Genomic DNA, 26,726 nt, shown 5'->3' on the forward strand with positions numbered 1-26,726 from the left:
CCGTCACCTGCTTCCGTTTGTCATGCGATGCCGTGTTCTGCCAGGTCATCCGCCCAGTTGCAGTCCGTCGGCGGCCTCCTCGACCAGTGCGAGGCCGAGGCGGCTGACCCGGACGGAGAAGGGGGCTTCCGCGACGCGCAGCCCGGTGAGGGCGATCTCGCCCAGGGGAGCGCTGCGCACGGGCCGCAGTGCGACCGTCCCGGAAGGGACGTCGGGGCGGATCCCCGCGAGGCTGGTGACCAGCAGGACGGCGGCGGCCGCCGCCGTGGCCGCGGGACGGCAGGCCGCCGGGTGCGGCAGGGGCGCGCTCCCCTCCGTGCGCTGTTCCCCCGCGTACATCTCGGGCAGCCGGTGGCCGAAGGTCCCGGCCGCCGCCAGTACGCCCCGCAGCAGCGCACTCGCCTCCTTCTCGTAGCCGGCTCCGCCCAGGCCCGCGACGGCGATCGCCGTCTCATGGACCCGTACGGCGCCGGCGCGGTGGCCGAAGGGGTTGTATCCGGCTTCCTCGGCGCCGAGTCCGCGCAGGCCCCAGCCCGAGTCCATGACCGGACTCGCGAGGAGCCGGGCCAGTTGTCCGGTCCGCGCCTTGTCGAGGAGCCCGGGCGCCCGCGTTCCCCCGCCCAGCAGGCCGGTGTCGAGGAGGTGGACCGCGGCCGCGCCCAGGTACGGGACGAGGCGCCCGTCCGGGGTCCGGGCAGCCGCGGGCCGGCCGCCTGCCGGACCGTCGATCCAGAACTCCTCCCGGAACGCCGTCCGCAGTTCCTCGGCCCACTCCCTCAGCGCGGCGCCGCCCGGCCTGCCGCAGGCGTCGAGCAGATCGGCGCCGAGCAGTGCGGCACGGTGGGCGTGGGCCTGGGTCTCGCAGCGGAGGGGGCCGCCGGGCTGCGGGTCCGGCAGATACGTCCCCTGGCCCACGGCCGTCCGCAGCCAGGCCAGACAGCGCTCCGCCGCCGGCAGCAGCTGCTCCGTCTCGTGCTCGGGGAGCCCCCAGCGGCGGGCCTCCGCGAGGAGCACGGGAAAGAGCAGGGTGGCCTCCGTGCCGGTGCAGCCCGGCGGCAGGTGCGGGCCCGCGTCCCGGCGCGGCCCGGGAATCATGCCGAACCGCGGTCCGGGATCGCGGAGTTGGGCGCGGGCCAGGGTGCGCAGGGTGCCCGCGGCCAGGCGGGTGCCGAGGGGCAGCGCCATCCGGGCCGCGGCGAGCGCCTCGGCGGGTGCCAGGCCGCACCGCCAGGGCGCCCCTGCCGCGAGGTGGGTGTCGGCGGGATGTGCGGGATCGCGCAGCAGGAGGGACCGGAGGTCCTCGATGCTGGTCCGCAGGAGCGCGGCGACCGCGGGGTCGTCGCCCGTCGCACGTGCGGCGGCGAGAGGGCCGGTCGCCGTGTGGCCCGCGGCCCGGAGGCGGCCCGCGCCGTCCGGCCGTACGCGCAGCTCCACGCTCGCGCTGCCGCCGGGAGGTATCACGAACTCCCACCGCAGGAGGCCGGCGGAGGCCAGGGCGTCGGCGGGCGGCGGGTCGGCCGTCACGGACGAGCTGCCGGCGGGGCCGGACCAGCGCAGGCCTGAGGCGTGGACGTCGGCGGACAGTTCGGGCCCCGCGGCGCCGGACGCGATCGCGCCCAGTTCGGCCAGGTCCGTGCCGAGGGCCACCTCGACCGGCAGGCGCAGCGGGCGGGGCGCCGAGCTGCGCAGCGTGATCCGTTCCGTGCCGTCCGCGTGCCGGGTGCGCTCGACGACGACGTCCGGATCCGGTCCCGCCGGGGAGGACGCCCGGAGGGTCGCCACGAAGCGGACGCTGTCGGCGGCGGCCATCCTCGCCTGGACCACGAGCGGTTCCCGGCCGGCCACGCGAAGCCGGCACCGGGAGAGCAGGCGCCGGCCTGCCCGGTAGAAGCCCTCCAGTCCCCGCCCGGTCAGCTGACCGTGTTCCGCCGAGATGACCAGGCCCGGAAGGGCGACGCAGATCATGGCGGCGTGGGTGGACGGCAGGTCGCCGAAGCGGCGGGGGGACGGGAGGGCGGCGCCCCGGGGAGGGATGCCGTCGAAAGCGGCACGGAACGGACGCGGGGCCCGGTCGGCGGCCGGAGGCAGGACGGCGCTCGGGGCGGGGGGCCGCGCGGGTCCGCGTGCCGCGGAGCGGCCGGCCGTGGAGGGCGGAGTCGGCTGAGGCATGGGAGTGCTTCCTTCGTGCTCGGTACGCCCCTGGCACGGGCGGCGCCGGCCGGGACCCCGGCGGGACGTGGGCGGTGCGGTGTCACGGCCCGTCCAGGCGTTCCACCACTCAGGTGAACGGGACCGGCCTCCTTCGGGTAACGCCCGCAGCCGTGCGACCGGTCCGGCTGGTCGTTGCGGTACCGTTCGCCGCCGTCGGTTCGCGCAGGCCTCCCGCCGCCCGGGTCCTGGCCGGACAGCGGCGGAGCCGCGGGTCCCGGCGGGCCGGGGACGCGTTGCTCGCCGCCGTACGGTGGCCCGTGGCGACGGCGTCGGCTCCGGAGCCGCTCATTCCTCCCCCGCGGTGCCGTGACCTCCCGCGGGGACTCCTCCCGAACCGGAGCCGTGCCGGCGCACGATCCCCTCCGCGCGCCGGCGGACACGACCGGGACGACTGCCGCCGGCGGGCATGCGCGGACGGGAGGCGGTGGTGCCGTGCTCGCGGCCCCGCGGCTGCGCACGGCCGTCGGCGGTTCCGCTGGAACGCGTACCGCGTCGGCGGCGGGAGGGGGCCTCCTGCACGGGTCCGGCCGCCTCGTGTTCCACCGGGTTCACGGCGTCCTCCCTCCGATCGGGTCCGTCGCTTCCCGCGCGCTCGCGGCCCGCGCCTTCCGCGGGTCCGCGGCCCCCGTTTTCCGCGCGCCCGCGATCCTCGCGTTCCGTGCGCAGGCAGCGGCGGACCGACTCCGGGTCGAGGCCCTCGTTGCAGGCCTGGTGCAGGAGCCGGGCGAAGAGGTAGTCGGGGTCCGCGGCCAGAGCCAGGGCGAGGGCTTCCCGGGCCTCCAGCTCGTCGCCGGTGGACCAGGCGACCCAGCCGGCTAGGGTGAGGGGCGCCGCGGCGTGTTCGCCGTAGGGGCCGACGCAGCGACGGGCCAGCGCCCGCCAGAGCCGGAGGGCGGGACCGGCCTCGTCGCCCTCCATCCACTCCGCCGCGCGGTCGCGGGTGGTGCGGTCCTGCAGGCCGAAGATCAGGGCCGCGGCCTCGTCGTGCCCGATCAGTTCGTCGTCGCGGAGGTCGGCCGTGAGCGTGCCGGAGACGGGCGGCGCCCCGGCGAGGCGGTCCATGATCCGCTCGGCGAGCGCCAGCGTCTCGCCGGACACCTCCGCGCGGCTCGCCTCGTCGAGGATCCTGGGGACCAGCGCCATGCCGGCCGTGTCCAGGGCGGCCTCCTGTTCGAGGGCGGCGGAGGTCTCCCAGGGGAGCAGCCTGACGCGCAGCTCCCGCAGGGTGCCGCGCACCTGGATTCCGGCGTAGGTGGCGGCGGCCGCCAGCACGGAGGTGCCGGGCAGCCCCATCGGCGTTCCCTCGGCCGGGCAGCACGACTCGTTCTCGCAGCAGTACGACCACAGGCGTCCGTCGGAGACGCACAGCGCCTCGACCACCGGCACGTCCAGTGCCCCGCATTCGACGCGCAGCTTCTGGGCCAGGGGCCGCAGTCGTTCCATGACCTGCCGGCCCGACTCGCCCTCGGACGGTTCCTGGCAGACATAGGCGACCATCTGCTCGGGCCGGGCGCCTCTGCGCTCGCTGCCGGTCACCAGGCCGTGGGCCAGCTGCCGGGCCGCGAAGGCCCAGTCGTCGGCGTTGGCGGGGATGCCCAGCCGGGCCCGGCCCCCGAACCGGCCCCGCCCGCCCCGGTCGTGCAGGGCGACCAGGACGATGCTGTCCTCGGGCCGGTATCCGAGCAGGTAGGGCAGGGCGTCGGCGAGTTCGGCCGGGGTGCGCAGGGTGACCTGGTGCTCGGCGCCGCGGCCGTCGTAGGCGGTGCAGGCGAGGTGGTCCGCACATCGGGTGCGCTGGTCGTACCGGGCCGGCGCGGCCCGTTCGCCGGGCGTGGCGGCGCCCGAGGACACCTCGGGCTGCGCGGACCTGTCGCGGGGGCCGGGCCCCTCGGGCCGCTCCGGCCTCCCGCGCCCGGTGATGTCGCCGCTGTCGGTGGGTCCGGTCGTTTCGCTGTGGTTCGTCATGCGCCGACGATCTCGCGGATTGCGAACTTCCGCTTGGCCTGTGGACAACTCCGATCAGGGACACGTCACCCTCGGCCGGTCCCGGGCCGCCCCCGGGCGTCGGCCCGTCCGCCGGGCCGACGCCCCGCGGGGCCACGGGTGCCGCAGCCACCACGGCCGGTCCCGGCAAAGCCGCGGGCGTCGAAGTCCTCCGACCGGCGGCCGGCAAAGCCAGGACGCCCGGCCCTCGCTGTCCGGCGTCGCCCGGACCACCCCGCACCGCTGCCCGCGCTGTCAGTGCCGTCCTGTTGTATGGAACGCATGGAGCACACGAGCAACGCGGATCTCCGGACGGCCGCCGACGCGGTCCTGGCCCGTCTCGTCGGGGACGACACGGCCCGGCTGCGCGAGGACCAGTGGCGGGCGATCGAGGCGCTGGTCGCCGAGCGGCGCCGGGCGCTGGTCGTGCAGCGCACGGGCTGGGGCAAGTCCGCGGTCTACTTCGTGGCGACGTCGTTGCTGCGGGCCCGGGGCAGCGGCCCGACCGTGATCGTCTCGCCGTTGCTCGCGCTGATGCGCAACCAGGTCGGCGCGGCGGCCCGGGCCGGCATCCACGCGCGGACCATCAACTCCTCCAACACCGAGGAGTGGGACGCCGTCCAGGCCGAGGTCGCCGCGGGCGAGGTCGACGTCCTGCTGGTGAGCCCCGAGCGGCTGAACAACCCGGACTTCCGCGACCAGGTGCTGCCCAAGCTCGCCGCGGCGACCGGACTCCTGGTCGTGGACGAGGCCCACTGCATCTCCGACTGGGGCCACGACTTCCGCCCGGACTACCGGCGGCTGCGCACCATGCTCTCGGACCTCCCGCCCGGTGTGCCCGTGCTCGCCACCACCGCCACCGCCAACGCGCGCGTGACCGCCGACGTCGCCGAGCAGCTCGGCACCGGGGGCACGTCGGACGCCCTGGTGCTGCGCGGCCCGCTGGACCGGGAGAGCCTGAGCCTGGGCGTGCTGCGGCTGCCGGACGCCGCCCACCGGCTGGCCTGGCTCGCCGACCACCTCGGTGAGCTGCCGGGTTCCGGGATCGTCTACACGCTCACGGTGGCCGCCGCCGAGGAGGTCACGGCCTTCCTGCGGCGGCGTGGGCACGCCGTCGCCTCCTACACCGGGAAGACCGAGAACGCCGACCGGCAGCAGGCCGAGGACGACCTGCTCGCCAACAGGGTCAAGGCCCTGGTCGCCACCTCCGCCCTCGGCATGGGCTTCGACAAGCCCGACCTGGGCTTCGTCGTGCACCTCGGCTCGCCGTCCTCCCCCATCGCCTACTACCAGCAGGTCGGCCGCGCCGGACGCGGTGTCGAGCACGCGGAGGTGCTCCTGCTGCCGGGGAAGGAGGACGAGGCGATCTGGGAGTACTTCGCCTCGCTGGCCTTCCCCGCGGAGGACCTGGTGCGCCGCACGCTCGACATCCTCGCGCGCGCGGAGGGGCCCATGTCGCTGCCGGCCCTGGAGCCCCTGGTGGAGCTGCGCCGTTCCCGGCTGGAGACCATGCTCAAGGTCCTCGACGTGGACGGAGCGGTCAAGCGGGTCAAGGGCGGCTGGATCGCCACCGGGCAGCCGTGGACGTACGACGCGGAGCGGTACGCCTGGGTCGCGCGGCAGCGGAAGGCCGAACAGGAGGCGATGCGCGCGTACGCGGCGACGACGGGCTGCCGGATGGAGTTCCTGCGGCGGCAGCTCGACGACGAGAGCGCCGGTCCCTGCGGTCGCTGCGACAACTGCGCGGGTCCGCGCTTCACCGCCGGCACGTCCGTCGCCGCGCTCGACGCCGCGCGCGTCGATCTGGGCAGGGCCGGCGTCGAGGTGGAGCCCCGCCGTATGTGGCCGACCGGGCTCCCGGCCGTCGGCGTCGGTCTGAAGGGCCGCATCCCGGCCGGTGAGCAGGCCGCGCCCGGGCGGGCGCTGGGGCGCCTGTCGGACATCGGCTGGGGCAACCGGCTGCGGCCGATGCTCGCGCCCCAGGCGCCGGACGAGCCCGTGCCCGACGATGTGGCGAGGGCGGTGGTGGACGTACTGGCGGACTGGGCCAAGGGCCCCGGCGGCTGGGCCTGCGGGGCCGCGGACGCCCCGCCTCGCCCGGTCGGCGTGGTCACCCTCGCCTCGCGCACCCGGCCGCGGCTGATCCGCTCCCTCGGAGCGCGCATCGCGGAGATCGGCCGGCTGCCGCTGCTGGGCTCCGTCGAGTACGCGGGCGACGTGCCCCGGGCCTCCCGGAGCAACAGCGCCCAGCGGCTGAAGGCGCTCGACGGGGCGCTCGCCGTGCCGCCCGCCCTGGCCTCCGCTCTCGCCGAGCGCCACGGACCGGTTCTCCTCGTGGACGACTACACCGAGACCGGCTGGACCCTCGCGGTGGCGGCCCGTCTGCTCCGCCGCGCCGGCGCCCAGGGGGTGTTGCCGCTGGTGCTGGCCGTACAGGGGTGATCACGTGCCGGTGCCGCGGGCGGTTCCCCGCACCCGTGACGGCCGGGAGGCCCCCCGTCCGTGCCGCCCGTCACCGCGTCCGGGGGCGCGGCCTTGGCCGACCGGCGCCTCCGCGACTCACGGACATGCCGGGCGTGCGGGTCCCGTGCGTCATCCGCGGACTTCCCGAGCAGGGATATAAGACGCGCATCATCCGATAACGGCAGACGGCAGCAATTGCTCGTTGCCGCAATCACGTTCGACAGGAAGAATTGAAGTCCGCTCCCCGCACGACTCGCCCATGATCCGGTAGGGCTTCGCTGCGGTGCGCCCCGGAATCCGATCCCGCCCGCAGTGGGCGCGTAGCCGAAGGGAGGAACGTGACCTTCGGATTCGCTCCGTCCTCGGCGGCATCGTTGTCGTCGTCCGCCGCTTCCGCCACCCGTGTGCTCGAACCGGCGGAGTGGGCCGCCGCCGGCATCCCGCTGCTGCGCAACCCCCGGGAAGTCGTCGGCGGGCTGCACTCCCGGCACCGGCCCAAGCCGCCGACCGTGATCGTGGCCGTGCTCGACCCCGACGAACGGCTGCGCGCCAGCGCCTCGTTCACTCCCCGCCCGGCCCCGGCCGACGGTTGGCTGTTCCGCAACGTGCTGCTCGCCCAACTGCGCCGGATCATCCCGCACGACCTGCGGCGCCGCACCCCCGTGCGCACCGCCGTGCTGCTCTGCTGCCGTGAGGGCGACGCGCGTTGGACGGAGGAGGACGGCGCGTGGATGTGGGGTCTGCGGGACGCCTGCACGCTGCACGGGTTGCGCTGCGGCGCGTACATCACGCTGACCCGGGACGGATGGCAGGTCCTCGGCGAGGGCCGCGGCGGCCGTCATCCCCACGCGGATTCTGCGCCTGAGCCGTTCGCCGTCTCCGAGGTACCGCCCCCGCCGCGCACCGGAGGGGCCGCCTCCGAGATACTGCGCCGCGTGGCGGCCCGCTGAGCGGGGTCCCGCCCACCCGCCCCCGCGGCACGTACGGGAACGCGCACGCCCCTTCCGTGCGGCGGCGCGTGCGACCCGTCCGTACGGCGGCCGGAGCGCCCGGGACGGCGGCAGCCGCCTTCGGGTCCGATCGCCTCCGCCCGCGCGGGCATGCCGAAGTCGCCACCGCGCGGATGCCGGCACGGCGGCGCCCACCCCGCTCCGGGCGTCCGGCCGGACGCGACGGCGTCGGCTCAGACCCCCGCGCCCAGCACCGAGTTGATGCGCTGCGGGTCGCCGCAGACGATCAGCAGGGAGCCGGCCCGGGTGTGGGCCAGGGCGAGGGCGGCGGCGGCAGCGGCTTCGGATCCGCCGTTGACGGCGACCACGACCACGGGGCGGGAGGCGGCACGGTCCGCGACGGCGGCGTCCGCGTAGAAGACGTCGTCGCCCGCGTCGTGCTGGGCCCAGTAGGAGTCCTCGCCGAAGGACAGTTCGTGGGCGGCCCACGGATGCGGCTCGCCGGTGGTGATCACCAGCACCTCACCGGGGGCGCGCCCCGAGTCCAGGAGCAGGTCCACGGCTTCCTCGGCGGCGTCGAGCGCGCCTTCGGCGGAGGCCGGGATCAGCTGGATCTGCGGGGTGGCCGACGCGGCGGGGGCGGTCGGGCCGGACGGTCCGGGCTTGGCCGCCTCGCGCGGCGTACGTTGCGCCGGAGGCGTGGGCCGGAGCGGGCCGGGACGGCCGGGGCGCGACGGAGCCGCGGGACGGGGACCGGGTACGGGACGGGGGGTCGGCGCGGTACGGCCGCTGGCCGGCGTGGCGCGGGGACCCTGGGCACTCTCGTGAATCTGAGGCTCCTCGGGAATGAGAGGCATGAGCTGATGTTTATCAAACGTTGGTACGGCTCGCGTCGGCGGGTGGCACATGAGTGCGAGCGGAACCGTCAGAAATCGAAGCCAAGCTGACCCTCGATGTTCGGAACGTTTCCTTCCGCCGGGTTGCGGACCTTCTTGAGGTGCCGCCACCGAGGCAGCGCATCAAGATACGCCCACGACAACCGGTGATACGGGGTGGGGCCCCGCACCTCCAGTGCGGCCTTGTGCACGGGCGACGGATACCCGGCGTTGTCCGCAAAACCGAAGTCTGCATGGTCGATACCCAGTTCGGCCATCATTTTGTCGCGCTGAACCTTGGCGATCACCGAGGCCGCCGCGACCGCCACGCAGGACCGGTCGCCCTTGACCACCGTGCGGACTTTCCAGGGCGTCCCCAGGTAGTCGTGCTTGCCGTCGAGGATCACCGCGTCGGGGCGGACCGGCAGAGCCTCCAGGGCGCGCACCGCCGCCAGCCGCAGCGCGGCGGTCATCCCCAGGTCGTCGATCTCCTCCGGGGAGGCGTGCCCCAGGGCGAACGACGTCACCCACTTCTGCAGTTCCTCCGCGAGCTCGGTGCGCCGCTTGGCGGTGAGCAGCTTGGAGTCGGTGAGTCCTTCGGGGGGCCGGCGCAGTCCGGTGACCGCCGCGCAGACGGTGACGGGGCCGGCCCACGCGCCGCGCCCCACCTCGTCGACACCGGCAATGACCTTCGCTCCGGTCGTGGCGCGAAGAGAGCGCTCGACGGTGTGAGTGGGTGGTTCGTACGGCATGGCGCCCTTAGCGTACGCCGCCCGGAACCCGGCACGACACCCCGGCTTCCCCGAGCGGCGTCACGGCCGGGACACCCCGGCCCGGGCGCCCGCCGGCCGGAGCGGCGGAGCCGCCGGATCGTCGGCCGTCTCTTCCAGATCTCGATCCGGTCATTCGCAGACGCACATCACGGAGCGGCACGCCGTCGCGACCGGAAAGACGTCGGGAGCATGCCCGTCAGTCGCGTCAGTCGCGCCGGACCGCACTTCATCTCGCGGACAAAACCAGGATGATCGCCCTCCGAAGCGTTTCGGCGATCGATTCGAAGCCCTCTGCGAGGACGACCCCACGGAAGCGCCCCGCCCGAAGGTTGTCGCATTCGTGAATCCCGGAGCGAAGAGCGGATCCGCACCGGCCTTCCGGCGCCTGAGGGAGAACGGCTCCTGCCGTCCCGTCGGCGCCGGCCCGGGCCGGCGCCGACAGCAGCGTGGCGTACCGCCCCGCCGGCCCCCGCGGCACGCCCACACCGGCACGGACCCGACCAGACCCCGCTAGGCCGGCGCCGGCACCCAGTCCGGCAACGGCTCCGTCCGCCGCACCCACTCGGCGGGCGGCGCCCCCGCCCGCCCGGCGGCCAGCACTCCGCCCACGATGGCGCAGGTGGTGTCCACGTCCCCGCCGGCCTGCGCGGTCGTCCAGAAGGCCCGCTCGTAATCGTCGAGGGCGCGCGCCGCCGACCAGAGCGCGAAGGGCACGGTGTCGTGGGCGGCCGTACGCCGCCCGCAACCCAGCACGGCCGCGACCGTGGTCGCGTCGGCGTAGTCGAGCAGGTCCCGGGCGCGGCGCAGCCCGGCGCCGACCGCGCTCCTTCCCGGCACCAGCGCGATCACCCCGTCGAGCAGCGCCTGCGCGCTCGGCGGGCCCTCGGGGGCCGCGGCCAGTGCGGCGGCCGCGGCCACGGCCATGGCACCGGCCACGGCCTCGCCGTGCTGATGGGTGGGGTACGCGGAGATCTCGGCCTGGTGGGTCGCCTGCTCGGGATCGTCCCCGTACCAGGCGCCCAGCGGTGCGATCCGCATCGCGGCGCCGTTGCCCCAGGAGCCCCGGCCGTCGAAGAGCGCGGCGGCCAGCTCCCGCCAGTCACCGCCTTCCCGGACCAGCCGCAGCAGACGGCCCACCGCGGGACCGTACCCCCGGTCGAAGTCGTGGTGCTCGGCGAAGGAGCGCGCCAGGGCGTCCTGGTCGATGCGGTGGTGGGCGGCCAGGACGGCGACCACGGAGCAGGCCATCTCCGTGTCGTCCGTCCACTGCCAGGAACCGGGCGGCAGTTCGCGGCGCTTCAGCAGCGGATGGTTCACCGGAACGAAGAACTGCGAGCCCAGCGCGTCCCCCACCGACAGTCCGCGCAGGCTGGCCAGGGCGCGGTCCAGGCGCCCGTCGAAGGAGGAGTCGGTGGTCATCGCCCGCCACTCCATCCGGTGATCCCATAGGGTTCCGGGTCCCGCCAGCGCTCGAAGGGCCGGTCGAGGGTGTACCTGCCGTCCTCCCCGAGAACGAGCATGCGGATCTCGCCGTTCCCCGGATTCGACAGCGACTCGAACTCCGCGACCGTCCAGTGGAACCACCGCATGCAGAACAGCCGCATGGCGAGGCCGTGGGTGACGATGAGGACGTTCGGCGGGTGGTCGGGGGCCTCGAAGCTGCGGAACAGGCTCTCCAGGAAGCCGCCGACCCGGTCGTAGACGTCGGCGCCGGACTCGCCCTGCGCGAAGCGGTAGAAGAAGTGGCCGTAGGCGTCCCGGTAGGCCTTCTGCAGCCGCACGTCCTCACGGTCCTGCCAGTTGCCCCAGTCCTGCTCGCGCAGCCGGGGCTCCTCCCGCACGCGTATCAGCTCGGGGTCGAGGTGGAAGGCGCGCAGCGTCTCGTGCGTGCGCCGGTAGGGGGAGACGTACACGCTGACGCGTTCACGGCCGAACAGTTCGCGCAGCCGCTTGCCCGTCTCCTCGGCCTGGCGCCGGCCGCGCTCGGTCAGGGCCAGCGCGTGGTCCGGTTCGCGCTCGTACACCGAATCGTCGACGTTTCCCGTCGATTCGCCGTGCCGGACAAGAACGATGCGCTGTGGTCGTGCCATGCCAAAACCCTAGATCGGGCCGAGGACCGCCGAGCACTCGTACGGCCCTCGTACAGCGTAGGTCACACGGTTCCCGGCACACCGGTCCGCGCAAGGGGCGGGGACGACAGGGCCGGGGATCAGACGGTCCAGGCGGGTTCCAGGTCCACGATGTCCCCCGTCAGAGCCGCGATGTCGGCCTCCGTCTGGGCCCGCAGGGCGAGCCGTTCGACGCGCTCGGTGCGGTACTTGCCGTGCTCGGCGGCGGACCGCCACATGGACAGCACCAGGAACTCGTTCCCGGGCGCCTCGCCGAACAGGCCGCGGATCATGCCGGGCGAGCCGGCCATCGCGGGGTTCCAGACCTTCTCCTGCATCAGCACGAAGTGCTCGGCCCGCTCCTCGTGCACGCGGCAGAGCGCCACCCGCAGCAGGTCGGCGTCCGTGAACCGCGGTTCGAAGCCGGTCTTCACGTCGAAGCGGTGGTCGAAGAGCCTGACCTGGGCGTCCTTGAAGGTACCCGACTGGGACGCGGCGAGCCGGTCGTGGGAGCGCGCCATGAAGGAGTCGTAGAAGGCGCGGCTCTCCCAGAAGGCGAAGACGTGCGCCACCTCCGGCCGCGCCCTGCTCCACCCGCCGCCCTGTCCGCGAAAACCCGGCTCCCCCAGAAGCCCCGCCCATTTCCGCTGCCCCCGCTCGAAGCCGCGGCGGTCCACCACGGTGCAGCGAATCCACTTGACCAGCACCGCGCCATGGTAAGGCCACGGGGCGTGGCGCCGGTCACGCTCGGACGGACGACTGCCCCGCACCCGCCCCCCGCGCGTGGCAGGATGGACAACCGGCCGTGACCGTCCGGCAGTTGGGGTGGACGGGCGGAACGGTGACCGGGGAAGGGGAAGGGGAAGTCTGTGAACGGCCTCAACAAGGGGATCCACAAGGTCGAGATCGCACTGCGGTGGGACCCGAATCCGGCGGGGCAGCCGCCCGCCGATCTCGACATCGTCGCCGCGACGTACCCGGCGAGTGACCCGTACGGCGATCCCGCCTACGTGGTGCACTTCGACAGCCGCTCCCCCGACGGCACCATCTATCTCAACCGGGACAGCCGGGACGGCAAGGGCTTCGGCTACGACGAGGTCATGACGCTGGAGCTGGACCGGCTGGACCCCCGCTACGCGCGCGTGGTGGCCGGCGTCGTCATCCAGCAGCGCCCGGCGGAGCGGACGTTCGTCAGTGTGATCAACCCGGGGCTGCGCATCCGCGAGGGCTACACGGTCCTGGCGGAGGACGACTTCGGCGGCGTCCTCGGGGCGACGGCGGCGACGGTCGCGGAGTTCGTCCGGGACGGCTCCGGCGTGTGGGACTTCCACCCCGGCGTGCACGGCTTCGACGGCGACCCCACGACGTTCACGAGGACGATGGGAGCCGTGCGCCGCTCCTGAGCCGCCGAGCGCCGCGACCGCGCACGGCCCGCGTGGGGCAGGTCGCGGAGCAGGGAGGGCGCCAGTCCGGGACCGGCGCCCTCCGCCGTGCGGGGAGGGCTCCCGGCGCCGGCGTGGCCGAGGCGCGCGGCGCGGCGGACGGCCACGCGGACGCCGTGGAACCCGGCGGCCGGCTCACGCGGCGAGCCGCCCGGGGCGGTGGCACCGGTGAACCGGCACCACCGCCCCGGGCGGGAGGTTCCCGCCCTCCTGGGGCGCGGGATCAGCTGCAGCCGCTGGTCGAGCCGCAGCCCTCGCAGATGTAGCAGGAGCCGGCGCGCTGCATCTTCGTACCGCAGGAGAAGCACAGCGGGGCGTCGGCCTGGATGCCGAGCTGCATCTCCACCAGTTCGGCGCTGGTGTGGGCCTGCTTCGGAGCGGGCTTGACCGCCTCGGTCTCGGCCTTCGGCGTGGCGACCGCCTTCAGTTCCTGGGCGCGCGGCGCCGACTGGGCCAGACCCTCGACGTCGACCTCGTCGTCCTCGATGACCTGCTCGTACGAACCCGTCTCCAGGTGACGCTGGCGCTCCTCGGCGGAGTGGATGCCGAGCGCGGAGCGCGTCTCGAAGGGCAGGAAGTCCAGCGCCAGGCGGCGGAAGATGTAGTCGACGATCGACTGCGCCATCCGCACGTCCGGGTCGTCGGTCATGCCGGCCGGCTCGAAGCGCATGTTGGTGAACTTCGAGACGTACGTCTCCAGCGGAACGCCGTACTGGAGGCCGACCGAGACCGCGATGGAGAAGGCGTCCATCATGCCCGCGAGGGTCGAGCCCTGCTTGGACATCTTCAGGAAGACCTCGCCGAGACCGTCGTCCGGGTAGGAGTTGGCGGTCATGTAACCCTCGGCGCCGCCGACGGTGAACGACGTGGTGATGCCGGGACGTCCCTTCGGGAGGCGCTTGCGGACCGGGCGGTACTCGACGACCTTCTCGACCTTGGGCTGCGGTTCCTGGGCGGCCTCGGTCTTCTTCTCGCCCGCGGAGTCCTTCTTCTTGGCGGAGAGCGGCTGGCCGACCTTGCAGTTGTCGCGGTAGATGGCGAGCGCCTTGACGCCCATCTTCCAGGCCTCGAAGTAGATCTCCTCGACCTCCTCGACGGTCGCCGTCTCCGGCATGTTGACCGTCTTGGAGATGGCGCCGGAGATCCACGGCTGGATCGCGGCCATCATGCGGACGTGGCCCATCGGGGAGATGGCCCGCTCGCCCATGGCGCAGTCGAACACCTCGTAGTGCTCGTGCTTGAGGCCGGGGGCGTCGATCACGTTGCCGTGCTCGGCGATGTGGGCGACGATCGCCTCGATCTGCTCCTCCTGGTAGCCCAGGCGGCGCAGGGCCTGCGGGACGGTGCCGTTGACGATCTGCATCGAGCCGCCGCCGACCAGCTTCTTGAACTTCACCAGCGCGAGGTCGGGCTCGACACCGGTGGTGTCGCAGCCCATGGCGAGGCCGATGGTGCCGGTCGGGGCGAGCACGGACGCCTGGGAGTTGCGGAAACCGTTCCGCTCGCCGAGGCTCAGCACGTCCTGCCAGGCCTCGGTGGCGGCGGCCCACACCGGGGTGTCCAGGTCGTCCATGCGGACGGCTGCGCTGTTGGCGTCGGCGTGCTGCTTCATGACGCGCTTGTGGGCGTCGGCGTTGCGGGCGTAGCCGTCGTACGGGCCCACGATCGCGGCGAGTTCCGCGGAGCGGCGGTAGGCCGTGCCGGTCATCAGGGAGGTGATGGCGCCGGCGAGGGCGCGGCCGCCGTCGGAGTCGTAGGCGTGGCCGGTGGCCATCAGCAGGGCGCCGAGGTTGGCGTAGCCGATGCCGAGCTGGCGGAACGCGCGCGTGTTCTCGCCGATCTTCTGGGTCGGGAAGTCCGCGAAGCAGATCGAGATGTCCATCGCGGTGATGACCAGCTCGACGACCTTCTGGAAGCGCTCGGTCTCGAAGGACTGGTTGCCCTTGCCGTCGTCCTGCAGGAACTTCATCAGGTTCAGCGAGGCCAGGTTGCAGGACGTGTTGTCCAGGTGCATGTACTCGCTGCACGGGTTCGACGCGGTGATCCGGCCGGACTCGGGGCAGGTGTGCCAGTTGTTGATGGTGTCGTCGTACTGGATGCCGGGGTCGGCGCAGGCCCAGGCGGCCTCGGCGATCTTGCGGAACAGCTGCTTGGCGTCGACCTCCTCGATGACCTCGCCGGTCATGCGGGCGCGCAGGCCGAACTTGCCGCCGTTCTCGACCGCCTTCATGAACTCGTCGTTCACGCGGACCGAGTTGTTGGCGTTCTGGTACTGGACGGAGGTGATGTCGTCCCCGCCCAGGTCCATGTCGAAGCCGGCGTCGCGCAGGACGCGGATCTTCTCCTCTTCCTTGACCTTGGTCTCGATGAAGTCCTCGATGTCCGGGTGGTCCACGTCGAGGACGACCATCTTGGCGGCGCGGCGGGTGGCGCCACCGGACTTGATCGTGCCGGCGGAGGCGTCCGCGCCGCGCATGAAGGAGACCGGGCCGGAGGCGTTGCCGCCGGAGGACAGCAGCTCCTTGGAGGAGCGGATCCGGGAGAGGTTCAGGCCGGCGCCGGAGCCGCCCTTGAAGATCATGCCCTCTTCCTTGTACCAGTCGAGGATCGACTCCATGGAGTCGTCGACGGACAGGATGAAGCAGGCGGAGACCTGCTGGGGCTGGGCCGTGCCGACGTTGAACCAGACGGGGCTGTTGAAGCTGAAGATCTGGTGCAGTAGGGCGTACGCCAGCTCGTGCTCGAAGATCTCGGCGTCGGCGGGCGAGGCGAAGTACTTGTGGTCCTCACCGGCCTTCCGGTACGTCTTCACGATGCGGTCGATCAGCTGCTTGAGGCTGGTCTCGCGCTGCGGGGTGCCCACGGCACCGCGGAAGTACTTGCTGGTGACGATGTTGACCGAGTTCACCGACCAGAAGTCGGGGAATTCCACGCCGCGCTGCTCGAAGTTGACCGAGCCGTCGCGCCAGTTGGTCATGACGACGTCACGGCGCTCCCAGGTCACCTCGTCATAGGGGTGGACCCCGGGGGTGGTGTGGATGCGCTCGACACGCAGCCCCTTGCCCGCCTTGGCGCTCTTGGCGCGGGAACTCCGTGCCGGACCGCTCGCCGTCTCTGTCATGCCGCCTCCCTGATACGGGCAAAAACGCCCTGAAGTGCCCCGTTTGTTCCCGTGGCACGTGTTCTGTCTGATGTCGCGGGCGTCCACTCGCATCGCCCGCGACAGGTCTTCTCGTCGCCGCCGACCGGCCGGTCCCGTACCGTCGTCCGGGGCCGGCCCTCCGGTCAGTCGGCGGCGGCTGCGGGTTCGGGGACCTGCGCGGTCCCTCCGGGCCCGCGGTCGCCCTCCCGGCTCCCCGCACCCGTTTCCCCGCGGTCGCCTTCGTCCGCGCCGGTGCGTCCCGTCTGCTCCCTGAGTTCCGCGATGGCGGCCTCGAAGTCCTCGAGCGAGTCGAACGCCCGATAGACGGAGGCGAATCGCAGATAGGCGACGAGGTCGAGCTCCTGCAACGGGCCGAGGATGGCCAGCCCCACGTCATGGGTGGTCAGCTCGGCGCTTCCGGTGGCCCGCACCGCCTCCTCGACCCGCTGGCCCAGCTGGGCCAGCGCGTCCTCGGTGACGGGCCGCCCCTGGCATGCCTTGCGCACACCGTTGATGATCTTGGTGCGGCTGAAGGGTTCGGTGACCCCGGACCGCTTGATCACCATCAGCGAGCACGTCTCCACGGTCGTGAAACGACGGGAGCAGTCAGGGCACTGGCGGCGCCTGCGGATCGACGTGCCGTCGTCGGTCGTACGACTGTCGACGACACGGCTGTCGGGGTGCCTGCAGAAGGGACAGTGCACGGACTCCAACCCTCCTCACAGCAGACTCAATAGCCTCGTCGGCCTCACGGGCCCCTCGAAGCAGCCCTAAGCATAGGCGATCACCGAGGGCCCGAAGACCGGGGGGACCACAACTTGTGGGCCACTGCTGCAATCCAACCACTAGATGTGGGGATTGGCTCACACATACACGCCGTACCGCATGTCACGCTTGAAAAGACGCGGACCGCGCGTTCCACGGCGCCGCGCCGGACACGACCGGCCCCGCACGCCCCACCGGGCACGGCCGCACACCGCGCGTTCCACGGCCCCTCGCCGGACACGGCCACGCTCCACGGATCCCGCGCGCCCCAGGGCGCCGCGCCGGACACAGCCGCGCCTCGCGTACCCCGCGGCGCCGCGCCGGACACGGCCGTACGCGGCCGCGTCGCTGCGGCACATGCGGAGATACCGTGGGCGCCGCACGGAGGGCGGGTGCGGCTCCCGTACAGACGGGAGTCGATACCCGCCGACGGGAAGGACGGGTGGCAGACTGGGCGGCGACCCACGAGGCGGCGACCCCGGCGGTGAAGAGTACAACAATGGGCTCTTTCGCCCGCTGGGAAGAGCGGTGGCCATACACCTGGAAATGTGATCGCGTCAGTTAATCCGCGCTTTTTCACTCGAACGTGTGTTTGGCGCAACCTTTCGAAAGCAACTACCGTTGTCCAGCAGGGAGACCATCGAGAGGGGCCGACGTGACCACCACCGCAGACAGCGCCGCCATCACCGCCCAGGACCGCTCCCAGGGCCGAATCGAGCCGGTGCACGCGATGAACGAAGCCACGAACCCAGAGGGACACAAGCGCTCCCTGCCGGGCCGCCCCCCAGGCATCCGGGCGGACAGCTCGGGACTCACCGACCGGCAGCGCCGGGTGATCGAGGTCATCCGGGACTCCGTGCAGCGCCGCGGCTACCCGCCGTCGATGCGGGAGATCGGCCAGGCGGTCGGCCTCTCCAGCACCTCCTCCGTCGCACACCAGCTGATGGCACTGGAGCGGAAGGGCTTCCTGCGCCGCGACCCGCACCGCCCGCGCGCGTACGAGGTGCGCGGCTCCGACCAGGCCACCCCCGTCCAGCCCACCGACACCGCGGGCAAGCCCGCCGCGTCGTACGTCCCGCTCGTCGGCCGGATCGCCGCCGGCGGGCCCATCCTCGCCGAGGAATCGGTCGAGGACGTCTTCCCGCTCCCCCGCCAGCTGGTCGGCGACGGTGAGCTGTTCGTCCTGAAGGTCGTCGGCGACTCGATGATCGAGGCCGCCATCTGCGACGGCGACTGGGTCACGGTCCGCCGCCAGCCGGTCGCCGAGAACGGCGACATCGTCGCCGCGATGCTCGACGGCGAGGCCACCGTCAAGCGCTTCAAGCGCGAGGACGGCCACGTCTGGCTCCTCCCGCACAACTCGGCGTACGAGCCGATCCCCGGCGACGACGCGACCATCCTCGGCAAGGTGGTGGCCGTACTGCGCCGCGTCTGAGCACACCGACGGACGGGTTGCCGCGCGGATCCGCCGTCTCCTGACCGGGCCCCGGGACCTCTGCGCCGGTTCCGGGGCCCTGTGCTGTCCCGCCCCGGTGACGGGCGGGTGTGAACCGGGGGTGGCCTGCCGCGAAGCCGCGGCAGGCCACCCCCGATCACGCGCTCTCCGCCTGCTTCGCGGCCGCGTCGATCGCGGCGAGCGACTTCCGGACCTGATTACGGTCCGTGGTGTACCAGAAGTCGGGCAGTGACGCCTTGAGATAACTGCCGTACCGGGCCGTGGCCAGCCTCGGATCGAGTACGGCGACCACCCCGCGGTCGCCCGACGCCCGCACCAGACGGCCGGCGCCCTGAGCCATCAGCAGCGCGGCATGCGTGGCGGCGACCGCCATGAAGCCGTTGCCGCCGGCCTCCTCCACCGCCTTCTGGCGGGCGCTCATCAGCGGATCGTCCGGACGCGGGAACGGAATCTTGTCCATCACCACCAGCTGGCAGCTGGGGCCGGGGACGTCGACGCCCTGCCAGAGCGAGAGCGTGCCGAAGAGGCAGGTCTCCGGATCGGCCGCAAAGTTCTTGATCAGCTCCCCCAGGGTCTCCTCGCCCTGGAGCAGGATGGGGAACTCCGGGATGCGGGAGCGCAGCTCCTCGGCGGCCAGCTGGGCCGCCCGCATGGAGGAGAACAGCCCCAGGGTGCGACCGCCGGCCGCCTGGATCAGCTCCGTCAGCTCGTCGAGCATGTCGGCGCGGTCGCCGTCCCGGGCGGGGCGCGCCAGGTGCTTGGCGACGTACAGGATCCCCTGCCTGGGGTAGTCGAAGGGCGAGCCGACGTCGACGCCCCTCCACTGCGGGACGTCGTCGCCCTCCGTGCCCTCGGGAGCGAGCCCCAGGGAGGCGCCGACGCCGTTGAAGTCGCCGCCGAGCTTCAGGGTCGCCGAGGTCAGGATGACCGAACGGTCCGCGAAGAGCTTCTCCCTGAGCAGGCCCGACACCGACATCGGGGCGACACGCAGGGAGGCGCCGAAGCGGTCGTGCCGCTCGTACCAGACGACGTCCCACTCGGAGCCGTTGACGATCCGCTCTGCCACGTCGTGCACGTTCTCCACGGAGGCCAGCGCCTGCTTGCGGACCGCGTCCTCGTCCTGGACCGACTTGTCGCGCGTCGCGCCGATCGCCGAGACGACCGTGCGGCAGGCGTCGCGCAGCGCCATGAGCGCGTAGCCGAGATCCTCCGGGATCTCCTCCAGACGGCCCGGCAGCGCCAGCTCCATCAGCCGCTCGAACCCCTCGGCGGCGGTCTGGAGCTGGTCGGCGGCCTTCTCGCCGACCAGCTTGGCGGCGCGGCGCACCGCGCGGTTGACCTGCCCCGGGGTGAGCTCGCCGGTGGCGACCCCGGTGACGCGGGAGACCAGTTCGTGCGCCTCGTCGACGATCAGCACCTCGTGCTGCGGGAGCACCGGGGCGCCCTCGATGGCGTCGATCGCGAGCAGCGCGTGGTTGGTGACGACCACATCGGCGAGCTTGGCCTGCTCACGGGCCATCTCGGCGAAGCACTCCGCGCCGTACGCGCACTTCGAGGCGCCCAGGCACTCCCGGGAGGACACCGACACCTGGGCCCAGGCGCGGTCCGAGACGCCGGGCGTGAGATCGTCCCGGTCGCCGCTCTCGGTCTCGTCCGCCCAGTCGCGCAGCCGCAGCAGGTCCTGGCCCAGCTTGCTGGTGGGGGCGGCCGCCTCGAACTGGTCGAAGAGCCCCTCCTCCTCGTCCTGCGGGACGCCCTCGTGGAGCCGGTGCAGGCACAGGTAGTTCGACCGGCCCTTGAGCATCGCGAACTCCGGGCGGCGGCGCAGCAGCGGATGCAGCGCCTCGACCGTGCGCGGCAGGTCCCGCTCCACGAGCTGGCGCTGCAGCGCCAGGGTGGCGGTCGCCACGACGACCCGCTCCCCGTGCGCGAGCGCGGGCACCAGATAGCCCAGCGACTTGCCGGTGCCGGTACCCGCCTGGACCAGCAGATGCGAACCGTCGTCGATCGCCTCCGCGACGGCTTCGGCCATGGCCACCTGGCCGGGACGCTCCGTGCCGCCGACGGCGGCGACGGCGGCGTGCAGGAGTTCTGGGAGTGAGGGCTTCGTCATAGCGCGACCACCCTACGGCCCGGCACTGACAAACGGGTGATCAAGGCGGGGACGAAGGAGGGGATCAAGACCGTGGGCTCCTTGGCGGAGAGGGGGGCGAACAGCGGGCGGTGAGCCCGGAGGGGACGGATGGCGCCGCGACGCGGCGCTACGGCAGACCGCGCGGGGACCGGTCCCGGACCATGAGGGCGGCCCGCTTGGCGGGCAGATCGACCTCGGCGGAGAACCGGAAGCCGGCGCTCAGGAAGGCGGCGACGGAGGGGATGTTGCGGAGGTCGGGTTCCGCGACGACGCGGGCGCAGGGGCGCCGCCTGTCCAGCACGAGGTCGGCGACGGCCCTGAGCAGGGTGCCGCCCAGCCCTCGCGCACGGTCGGCGGCCTGCCCGATGAGGAGGTGGATCCCGGTGTCGTGCGGCCGGGCGGGATAGTGCCGGGCCAGCGGATCGAGGTCGGCCCGGTAGATCTCCCAGTAGCTCATCGGCCTGCCGTCCAGCACGCCCACGCAGGGAACGCTGCGGCCGTCGCCGTCGAGCTGGGCCCGCACGTGCTGTTCGATCACGTTCCGTGGTGCGGCCAGCTCCCAGAACGCGGCGACGGCGGGGTCGTGCATCCAGCGGCCGATGAGCGGGAGGTCCCGTTCGACGCGGACGGGGACGAGGTGGAACAGGCCTGCGGCGGTGCCGACCGGGCCCCAGTCGGCGACGTGGTCGAGCAGGTCGCCGCCGGCCGGGGACGCGAGGGGCGCGGCGGGCACCGCCGGTCCGTGCGGGACACGCGGTGCTCCGGGACCGGCGTCCGCCTCCCGCTGTGCGCACAGCGCGCCGAGTCCGTCGGGCAGCCGCAGGTCCAGCGTGTCCTCGCCGTCCGTGCCGGTGCCGGTCCCGCCGGTGCCCGGGCTCGTGCCGGTGCCGGCGGTCGGGGCCGGACCGGCGTCGGCGGTCGCGTCGGTGGGGGGCACGGCGGCGCTCCTCTCGGGAGTCGGGACGGGGTCCTCGGGGACGGGGTCCTCGGGGTCGGGGGCGGCGCGGGAGGGGGTTCCTCGTGGCCGGAGGCGGAACGTGCGCGGGGGTCAGGGGTGCAGGGGGTTGGCGACGGTGACGTAGACGGACTGGGTGCCGACCGGGCCGACGAGTTCGTCGAGGCCGTGCAGCCGGGTCAGCAGGTTGGCCTTGCAGCGCAGGACGGGTGAGTCGAGCAGGCGGGCGGGCAGCGGGGTGCGCAGCGCGGCCGGGCCGGAGGCGGCGCCGGCGAGGAAGCGCCGGAAGGCGGCGAGGAGCAGCCGCTCGTCGGCGAGGCGCTGGGAGCCGAAGGCGCCGATGAGGCCGAACACGTTGTTGACGGCGAGGTAGTACGCGAACCGTTCGTCGGCGACCTCGTCGGGGACGAAGGTGTCGCTGCGTCCGCCGATGCCGGGCAGCCGGGCGTCGAGTTCCGCCCGCCGGGACTCACGGAAGTAGTAGCCCTGGTTGTCGCGGTAGCGGCCGCCCGCGGGCCAGCCGGCGGCGTCCAGCAGGACCAGCGTGTTCTGCTGGTGCGCCTCCAGGGCGACGCCGGCCTCCGCGTCCAGCCACAGCACGGGCCGTACGACCTGCTCCAGGTAGCGCAGGAACCATTCGACGGCGACGGCCCCGCGGGGGCGTCCGGTCCGCTCGGCGAGGTGCGTGAGGAGTTCGGCGAGGCGGGAGGGCGGGGCCGGCGGACCGTACTCCTCCGGCCGGGCCGCCGGCGCACCGGGCAGGGCGGGGGGCGCGGTGCCGGGCCGGGGCGCGACGAGTCCGGCGACGCAGGAGACGTCGTCCGAGGGGCTGAAGGGATTGTGCCGGATCAGCACGTCGAGTCCGGGCACGGGTGCGCCGTCCGGCCCGTCGACGGCGAGCCAGGCGGGGTCGCGGACGATGTCGAAGCCCGGGTGTGCGGCCCTCCACCGCAGGGACAGGCCGCTGCGCAGCAGGCGGTGGACCTCGACGCCGCGGTGGAGTTCCTTGCGGAGGTTCTCGCGGCGGGAGTTGGTGATGCACAGCCCGAGCGACAGCTTGAGCATGGCGGGCGCGCCGGGGCGGTGGACGGTCCGCACCGAGGAGGTGGGGTGCCAGAGGCCGCCGTGGGCGCCGAGGTCCCGGAGCAGTCCGGCCTCCAGCAGGGCCGCGGTCCCGGCCCGGTGGCGCACCTCGCGCAGCTGCCAGGGGTGCAGGGGCAGGGCCGCGTACCCGTCCGGCAGCCCGAGCCCGTCTCCGGCGAGGCGTGCGGTGAGCCGGGCCGCGGCGACGCGACGGCCGCGCTCGGTCCAGGCGGAGTCGGTGGCGAGCACGCGGGGGGAGACCGCCAGCCAGTGGAGCGGGAAGGAGCCGCGCAGCTCGGGTGAGTACGGCCGTGCTTCGGCCTCGGAGAGCCCCTCGCGGCTCTTGGGCGCCGGATGCAGCGGGTGTCCGAGCAGCAGGGCTTGTTCGGCGGTGAGGAAGAGGTCGCGGGGGCCGAGGGGGCGTTCCCGGCGGTCGCCGATGAAGGTGGCGGTCCGGCGGACGGAGTCGGCGACACGGGCGACGAGTCCGGCGCCGTCGCCGGGGGCGAAGGCCGTGGGGGGCGCCGTGGGGCGGTGGGGGCCGGGGCTCGCGCCGGGGGCGCCGGCCCTGTCCCGGGCGCCGGGCGCGCCCGTGTCGGGAGCCGGGTCCGCGGCGCCGGGCGCGGGCCGGCCGCCGGGGGTCTCCCTGGCGAGCAGGGCGGCGACCGTGACCGCGTCGGCCGGCGGGGCCGGTTCGGGGGCGCCGGCCAGGTACGGCAGGCCGAAGCGGTGCCAGCCCGTCGGGGACCAGTAGTGGACCGGCACGAGCAGGGCCGTGCCGCTGGCGGGCAGGGGGATGCGCAGGAGACCGTCGCCGGGCGCGCGCAGGCCGGTCTCGCGCACCCAGCAGCGCAGCAGGTTCTCCACGCCGGCGGCCTGGGCGGCGATGTGGGGGTCGGGGTGTTCCAGGAGGTCGGCGGGGGCGCCGGGCGGCCGTGCGGCGGCCCGTCCCCCGCTCTGCTGACGCGGGACCGCCGCGGCCGCGGGCGGGCGCGGCGCCCGGGGGGAGCCGGGGGCCCGCGTCCCCGGGAGGGCGAGGTCGTGGGGTGGGGGGAGGTCGTTCACGGGAGCTCCTGGGTTCCTGGTGGGTGGTGCCGGGCGGCTCGTGCCGAGGGCGGTGGGGGCGCGCCCGGGGCGTGCGGCGACCGGCCGCCCGGGGAGCTGTCCGCCGGCGGCGCGGCCGGAGGACGCCGGCCCGGCCCGGGCGGCAGGCGGGGGTCCTTCCGGCGCACGCCTCCGCCCGGCCGCCCCGCCGCCGCGCCCGTTCAGCGCCTTCGCCGCGCCGGCCGGGTCCGCCGGCGCGGCTCGGCATGTCCGGTGCGGGCGCGGGTCACCGTCCGTACCGCGTCGGCCAGCCGGTCGAGAACCGCGGCCGCCTGCTCGTCGGTGATCGTCAGAGGCGGAAGCAGACGTACGACGTTCGTGTGGCGGCCGCCGAGTCCCACGATCAGGCCGCGCCGCAGGCACTCCCGCCGGACGGCGGCCGCCGGCCGCCCACCGGCAGCCGCACCCGCGTCCCCGCCGGCGCCCGCGTCGCGCCCTTCCGGATCCACCACCTCGACGCCGATCATCAGACCCCGCCCGCGCACCTCGCCGAGGCAGGCGGACTCCTCCGCGAGCTCCCGGAGCCGGCCCATCAGACGTGCGCCCAGTTCGGCCGCCCGGTCCGCGAGCCGGTTCTCGCGGATGTGGGCGAGGGTCGCCGTGCCGGCGGCCATGGCGAGCTGGTTGCCGCGGAAGGCGTCGGCGGGAGCGCCGGGTTCGGGCGGGCCCAGGTCGTCGCGGTGGACCACGACGCCCAGCGGCAGGCTGCCGCCGACGGCCCGGGCGAGCACCATCACGTCGGGGACGACACCGCTGTGCTCCACCGCCCAGAAGGCCCCGGTCCGTCCGGCTCCCGTCCGGGTCTCGTCGGCGATCAGCGCGACCGGCCGGTCCGCCGTGAGCCGGCGCACGCGTCGCAGCCACGCCTCGGGCACCGGAACGGTCCCGTCCTCGCATCGGACCGGTTCGAGGACCACTCCGGCGGGCATCCGCCGCGCGCGGTCCCGCACGGTCGCCCCGGCCGCCTCCGGTGCCTCGGGTCCCTCGCACGGTCCCGGCGCCCCGGCCGCCCCGGGGAACCGCTCCGCGCCGGCGCCGCCGAACCCGAGCACGTCGGTCCGCCCGGTCGCGGCCCGGACGAGCCCGACGGCGGTGGCCATCGCCTCCGCACCGGTCGGGCCGCAGAACCGCACGCGCGCGCGGTCCGCGAGTCCGGGCGGGAGGGTGCGGAGCAGTTCGGCGACGAAGGCGTCCCTGACGGGGGTCGCCAGACCGGGGGCGTGCAGCGGGGCGCCCGAGTCGAGGACCTTGCGGATCGCCTCCAGCACGGCGGGGTGGTTGTGCCCGAGGGCGAGCGTCCCGTCGCCCGACAGGCAGTCGAGGTAGCGGCGGCCGTCCGCGCCCTCGATGGTGAGGCCCCGCGCCCGGACCGGCACGACCGGCAGGGCGCCCGCGTAGGTGCGGGCCGCCGGCTCGCGCGCCGGCTGCCGCCGCGGGAGTCCCTCCCGTGCGCCGTGCCCGCGGCACGCCCCCGCCGGCGCCGCCCCGGCGGCCCCCACGGACGTGCCGGTTCTCCCGGACGCGCCTGTCCCGGTCCCCTCGGACGCGCGCTCCCCACGCGCAAACGCAGACTCGGCCACGGTTCCCAGATCCTCCCGTCGTCCACGGGCGAGTCGACGGCTCGCATCGCCACGGGCACGGGGCCGCCCGCGGACAGCGGGCCCCGCCGCTACCAACCCCGGACGGTCCCCCGGGTTACGGCCTGGTCCGCAATCCCCGCCGTGGGGACGTCCCGCGGCCGCCGACGGGATCGGGGGCGGAAGGGCACCGGTCGGCTGATCCGCGGACGACGGCCAGGTCAGACGGCTTGTAGCCGAACCGTTGCGGTTCCTTCGGAACTCCCCCACCGCGAACGCATAGGGTGTGATGCCGTTCCACGACGCCGCCCGGCCGGGCCGGACCCGGCCGGAGATCACGGCACCGGCGTCCTGTACGTCCACATCAGGGGGAGTCACCACCATGCGATCCATACGGCCGTCGTCCACCGTTCGCCGGCGCGGGGGCGGGCGCCGCGCCGTCCTCCCCGGGCCGGCCGCCGTCGCGCTCGCCTCGGTGCTCGCGCTCACCGCCACCGCCTGCGACCCGGGCGGCGCCGAGGCGGGCGGCGACGCGTCGGCCTCCGCGTCGGCCGCCGGCGACGGCAGGATCAGGATCCCGGACCACCTCAGGGACAAGCTCAAGGAGCACGGGATCGACCTCGGCCAGTGGGAGAACGGCGCCTGGCGGAACTGGGACCGGGACGACTGGCTGCGCGAGGCCCAGGACTTCGTCAACCCGATCATCGAGGACCTGTGGGACCCGGACCGGATGCGCAAGGCCGAGGAGCCCGACACGGGCGTCGTCGACGGCGACCTCTCCGGCGACCGGGGCGTCACCGACCCCACGCCCCGGCCCGTGGAGGCGGTGGCCGTACCGCCCGCGTACCACGCCAACGCCGCCACCGCCGGAAAGGTGTTCTTCGACTCCCCCGAGGGCACGATGGTCTGCTCGGCGACGGTGGTGCAGGACCCGGCCCACCCCGGCAAGTCCAACCTGGTCTGGACGGCGGGCCACTGCGTGCACGCCGGGAAGAAGGGCGGCTGGTACCGCAACATCGCGTTCGTGCCGTCGTACAACGACGCGGGCAGGTCGGCCGGGGAACTGCAGAACGCCGCCGAGGAGGAGGTCGCTCCCTACGGTGTCTGGTGGGGCGACTGGGCGCAGACCTCGGACCAGTGGATCGAACAGGGCGGCGCGACGGGCGGTGACGGCGCCTCGTACGACTTCGCCGTCATCCATGTGACGCCGGAGAAGGGCAGCGGCGGCAAGTCGCTGGAGGAGACGGTCGGCTCGGCGCTGCCGGTGGACTTCGACGCGCCGGCCGTGCCGGAGACGCGGAGCGTCACGGCGATCGGCTACCCGGCCGCGCCGCCGTACGACGGGCAGAAGCTGTACCGGTGCCAGGACAGGCCGGGCCGGCTGTCGCTCAGCGCCTCCGACCCGACGATGTACCGCATCGGCTGCACGATGACCGCCGGTTCGTCCGGCGGCGGCTGGATCGGGACGGGCTCCGACGGCGAGCCGGCGCTGGTGTCCAACACCTCGATCGGCCCGGTGACGTCGGGCTGGCTGGCCGGCCCGCGGCTGGGCGCGGAGGCCAGGGACGTGTACGACGCGGTGAGCGAGAAGTTCGCCGGCCAGTGAGGGAGCGGCGGCGGCCGGCCGCGGGGGGTGGGCGGCGGGACCGGGCTCGTGCCGGCCGCCGCGGCCGGCCGCCGGCGGTGCCCGGCCCGCGCCCCGGCC

Annotated in this window: 18 protein-coding genes; 5 read left to right on the forward strand and 13 right to left on the reverse strand. The window is 74.2% G+C overall.

Translation table 11 applies throughout. The annotated features are described in order from the left end of the window. Positions 1-45: 45 nt before the first annotated feature. Together ABD363_RS11670 and ABD363_RS11665 are read right to left on the reverse strand one after the other, a co-directional pair. Complete coding sequence (locus ABD363_RS11670) at positions 46-1,965, reverse strand: glycogen debranching N-terminal domain-containing protein (protein ID WP_344602486.1); 1,920 nt, start codon at positions 1,963-1,965, stop codon at positions 46-48. A gap of 531 nt (positions 1,966-2,496) precedes the next feature. Then, the gene (locus tag ABD363_RS11665) at positions 2,497-4,176 is read right to left on the reverse strand and encodes a DUF4192 domain-containing protein (protein WP_344602396.1); all 1,680 of its coding nucleotides are present in this window, start codon (positions 4,174-4,176) and stop codon (positions 2,497-2,499) included. Positions 4,177-4,476: 300 nt separating this feature from the next. On the opposite strand from ABD363_RS11665, the gene ABD363_RS11660 reads away from it, so the two are divergent. Further along, on the forward strand, positions 4,477-6,636 hold the full coding sequence (locus ABD363_RS11660) for a RecQ family ATP-dependent DNA helicase (protein ID WP_344602394.1): 2,160 nt from the start codon (positions 4,477-4,479) through the stop codon (positions 6,634-6,636). A 359-nt stretch (positions 6,637-6,995) separates the two neighbouring features. Continuing rightward, entirely contained in the window at positions 6,996-7,607 is a 612-nt protein-coding gene (locus tag ABD363_RS11655) for a hypothetical protein (protein WP_344602391.1), read from the forward strand. A gap of 233 nt (positions 7,608-7,840) precedes the next feature. On the opposite strand, the gene ABD363_RS11650 is transcribed toward ABD363_RS11655, so the two are convergent. The 5 genes from ABD363_RS11650 to ABD363_RS11630 form a co-directional block, all read right to left on the reverse strand. Then, the gene (locus ABD363_RS11650; RefSeq protein WP_344602389.1) at positions 7,841-8,464 is read right to left on the reverse strand and encodes a hypothetical protein; all 624 of its coding nucleotides are present in this window, start codon (positions 8,462-8,464) and stop codon (positions 7,841-7,843) included. Between the two features lie 68 nt (positions 8,465-8,532). After that, the gene (locus ABD363_RS11645; RefSeq protein ID WP_344602387.1) at positions 8,533-9,234 is read right to left on the reverse strand and encodes a ribonuclease HII; all 702 of its coding nucleotides are present in this window, start codon (positions 9,232-9,234) and stop codon (positions 8,533-8,535) included. A gap of 531 nt (positions 9,235-9,765) precedes the next feature. Next, positions 9,766-10,674, reverse strand: coding sequence for an ADP-ribosylglycohydrolase family protein (locus tag ABD363_RS11640; protein ID WP_344602385.1), 909 nt, complete (start codon positions 10,672-10,674; stop codon positions 9,766-9,768). Further along, the gene (locus ABD363_RS11635) at positions 10,671-11,345 is read right to left on the reverse strand and encodes a histidine phosphatase family protein (protein ID WP_344602383.1); all 675 of its coding nucleotides are present in this window, start codon (positions 11,343-11,345) and stop codon (positions 10,671-10,673) included. Before ABD363_RS11635 ends, ABD363_RS11640 begins: the two co-directional genes overlap by 4 nt. A 119-nt stretch (positions 11,346-11,464) precedes the next feature. Next, on the reverse strand, positions 11,465-12,070 hold the full coding sequence (locus ABD363_RS11630; protein ID WP_344602381.1) for a YdbC family protein: 606 nt from the start codon (positions 12,068-12,070) through the stop codon (positions 11,465-11,467). A gap of 162 nt (positions 12,071-12,232) precedes the next feature. Between ABD363_RS11630 and ABD363_RS11625 the strand changes: the two genes are divergently transcribed. Further along, complete coding sequence (locus tag ABD363_RS11625) at positions 12,233-12,766, forward strand: TerD family protein (RefSeq protein ID WP_344602379.1); 534 nt, start codon at positions 12,233-12,235, stop codon at positions 12,764-12,766. Positions 12,767-13,028: 262 nt separating this feature from the next. Here the strand turns inward: ABD363_RS11625 and ABD363_RS11620 are convergent, their stop codons facing one another. Both ABD363_RS11620 and nrdR read right to left on the reverse strand, forming a co-directional pair. After that, on the reverse strand, positions 13,029-15,926 hold the full coding sequence (locus ABD363_RS11620; RefSeq protein ID WP_344602377.1) for a vitamin B12-dependent ribonucleotide reductase: 2,898 nt from the start codon (positions 15,924-15,926) through the stop codon (positions 13,029-13,031). 164 nt (positions 15,927-16,090) lie between these two features. Next, positions 16,091-16,651, reverse strand: a complete 561-nt coding sequence (gene nrdR / locus ABD363_RS11615) for a transcriptional regulator NrdR (protein WP_344602375.1) — start codon at positions 16,649-16,651, stop codon at positions 16,091-16,093. 716 nt (positions 16,652-17,367) lie between these two features. Between nrdR and lexA the strand changes: the two genes are divergently transcribed. Further along, positions 17,368-18,147: a transcriptional repressor LexA gene (lexA, locus tag ABD363_RS11610; protein ID WP_344602373.1), complete on the forward strand. Its 780-nt coding sequence runs from the start codon at positions 17,368-17,370 to the stop codon at positions 18,145-18,147. A gap of 157 nt (positions 18,148-18,304) precedes the next feature. On the opposite strand, the gene ABD363_RS11605 is transcribed toward lexA, so the two are convergent. The 4 genes from ABD363_RS11605 to ABD363_RS11590 form a co-directional block, all read right to left on the reverse strand. Then, entirely contained in the window at positions 18,305-20,281 is a 1,977-nt protein-coding gene (locus tag ABD363_RS11605) for an ATP-dependent DNA helicase (RefSeq protein WP_344602371.1), read from the reverse strand. A gap of 148 nt (positions 20,282-20,429) precedes the next feature. Further along, positions 20,430-21,239: a GNAT family N-acetyltransferase gene (locus ABD363_RS11600; RefSeq protein WP_344602369.1), complete on the reverse strand. Its 810-nt coding sequence runs from the start codon at positions 21,237-21,239 to the stop codon at positions 20,430-20,432. 111 nt (positions 21,240-21,350) lie between these two features. Further along, positions 21,351-23,405: an IucA/IucC family protein gene (locus ABD363_RS11595; protein ID WP_425577975.1), complete on the reverse strand. Its 2,055-nt coding sequence runs from the start codon at positions 23,403-23,405 to the stop codon at positions 21,351-21,353. A 200-nt stretch (positions 23,406-23,605) separates the two neighbouring features. Next, positions 23,606-24,943: an aminotransferase class III-fold pyridoxal phosphate-dependent enzyme gene (locus tag ABD363_RS11590; RefSeq protein ID WP_344602367.1), complete on the reverse strand. Its 1,338-nt coding sequence runs from the start codon at positions 24,941-24,943 to the stop codon at positions 23,606-23,608. A 460-nt stretch (positions 24,944-25,403) separates the two neighbouring features. Here ABD363_RS11590 and ABD363_RS11585 point away from each other — a divergent pair, with 460 nt between their 5' ends. Beyond that, complete coding sequence (locus ABD363_RS11585) at positions 25,404-26,627, forward strand: trypsin-like serine peptidase (RefSeq protein WP_344602365.1); 1,224 nt, start codon at positions 25,404-25,406, stop codon at positions 26,625-26,627. The last annotated feature ends 99 nt before the right edge of the window (positions 26,628-26,726 follow it).

It is taken from the genome of Streptomyces glaucus (assembly GCF_039533365.1).
Lineage (GTDB): Bacteria > Actinomycetota > Actinomycetes > Streptomycetales > Streptomycetaceae > Streptomyces > Streptomyces glaucus.

What these genes read in the sequence shown, in the direction of transcription:
- ABD363_RS11605 (WP_344602371.1), bottom strand. Translation starts at nt 20,281, where the DNA reads ATGACGAAGCCCTCACTCCCAGAACTCCTGCACGCCGCCGTCGCCGCC.
- ABD363_RS11650 (WP_344602389.1), bottom strand. Translation starts at nt 8,464, where the DNA reads ATGCCTCTCATTCCCGAGGAGCCTCAGATTCACGAGAGTGCCCAGGGT.
- ABD363_RS11645 (WP_344602387.1), bottom strand. Translation starts at nt 9,234, where the DNA reads ATGCCGTACGAACCACCCACTCACACCGTCGAGCGCTCTCTTCGCGCC.
- ABD363_RS11640 (WP_344602385.1), bottom strand. Translation starts at nt 10,674, where the DNA reads ATGACCACCGACTCCTCCTTCGACGGGCGCCTGGACCGCGCCCTGGCC.
- ABD363_RS11670 (WP_344602486.1), bottom strand. Translation starts at nt 1,965, where the DNA reads ATGATCTGCGTCGCCCTTCCGGGCCTGGTCATCTCGGCGGAACACGGT.
- ABD363_RS11585 (WP_344602365.1), top strand. Translation starts at nt 25,404, where the DNA reads ATGCGATCCATACGGCCGTCGTCCACCGTTCGCCGGCGCGGGGGCGGG.
- ABD363_RS11660 (WP_344602394.1), top strand. Translation starts at nt 4,477, where the DNA reads ATGGAGCACACGAGCAACGCGGATCTCCGGACGGCCGCCGACGCGGTC.
- ABD363_RS11635 (WP_344602383.1), bottom strand. Translation starts at nt 11,345, where the DNA reads ATGGCACGACCACAGCGCATCGTTCTTGTCCGGCACGGCGAATCGACG.
- ABD363_RS11665 (WP_344602396.1), bottom strand. Translation starts at nt 4,176, where the DNA reads ATGACGAACCACAGCGAAACGACCGGACCCACCGACAGCGGCGACATC.
- ABD363_RS11620 (WP_344602377.1), bottom strand. Translation starts at nt 15,926, where the DNA reads ATGACAGAGACGGCGAGCGGTCCGGCACGGAGTTCCCGCGCCAAGAGC.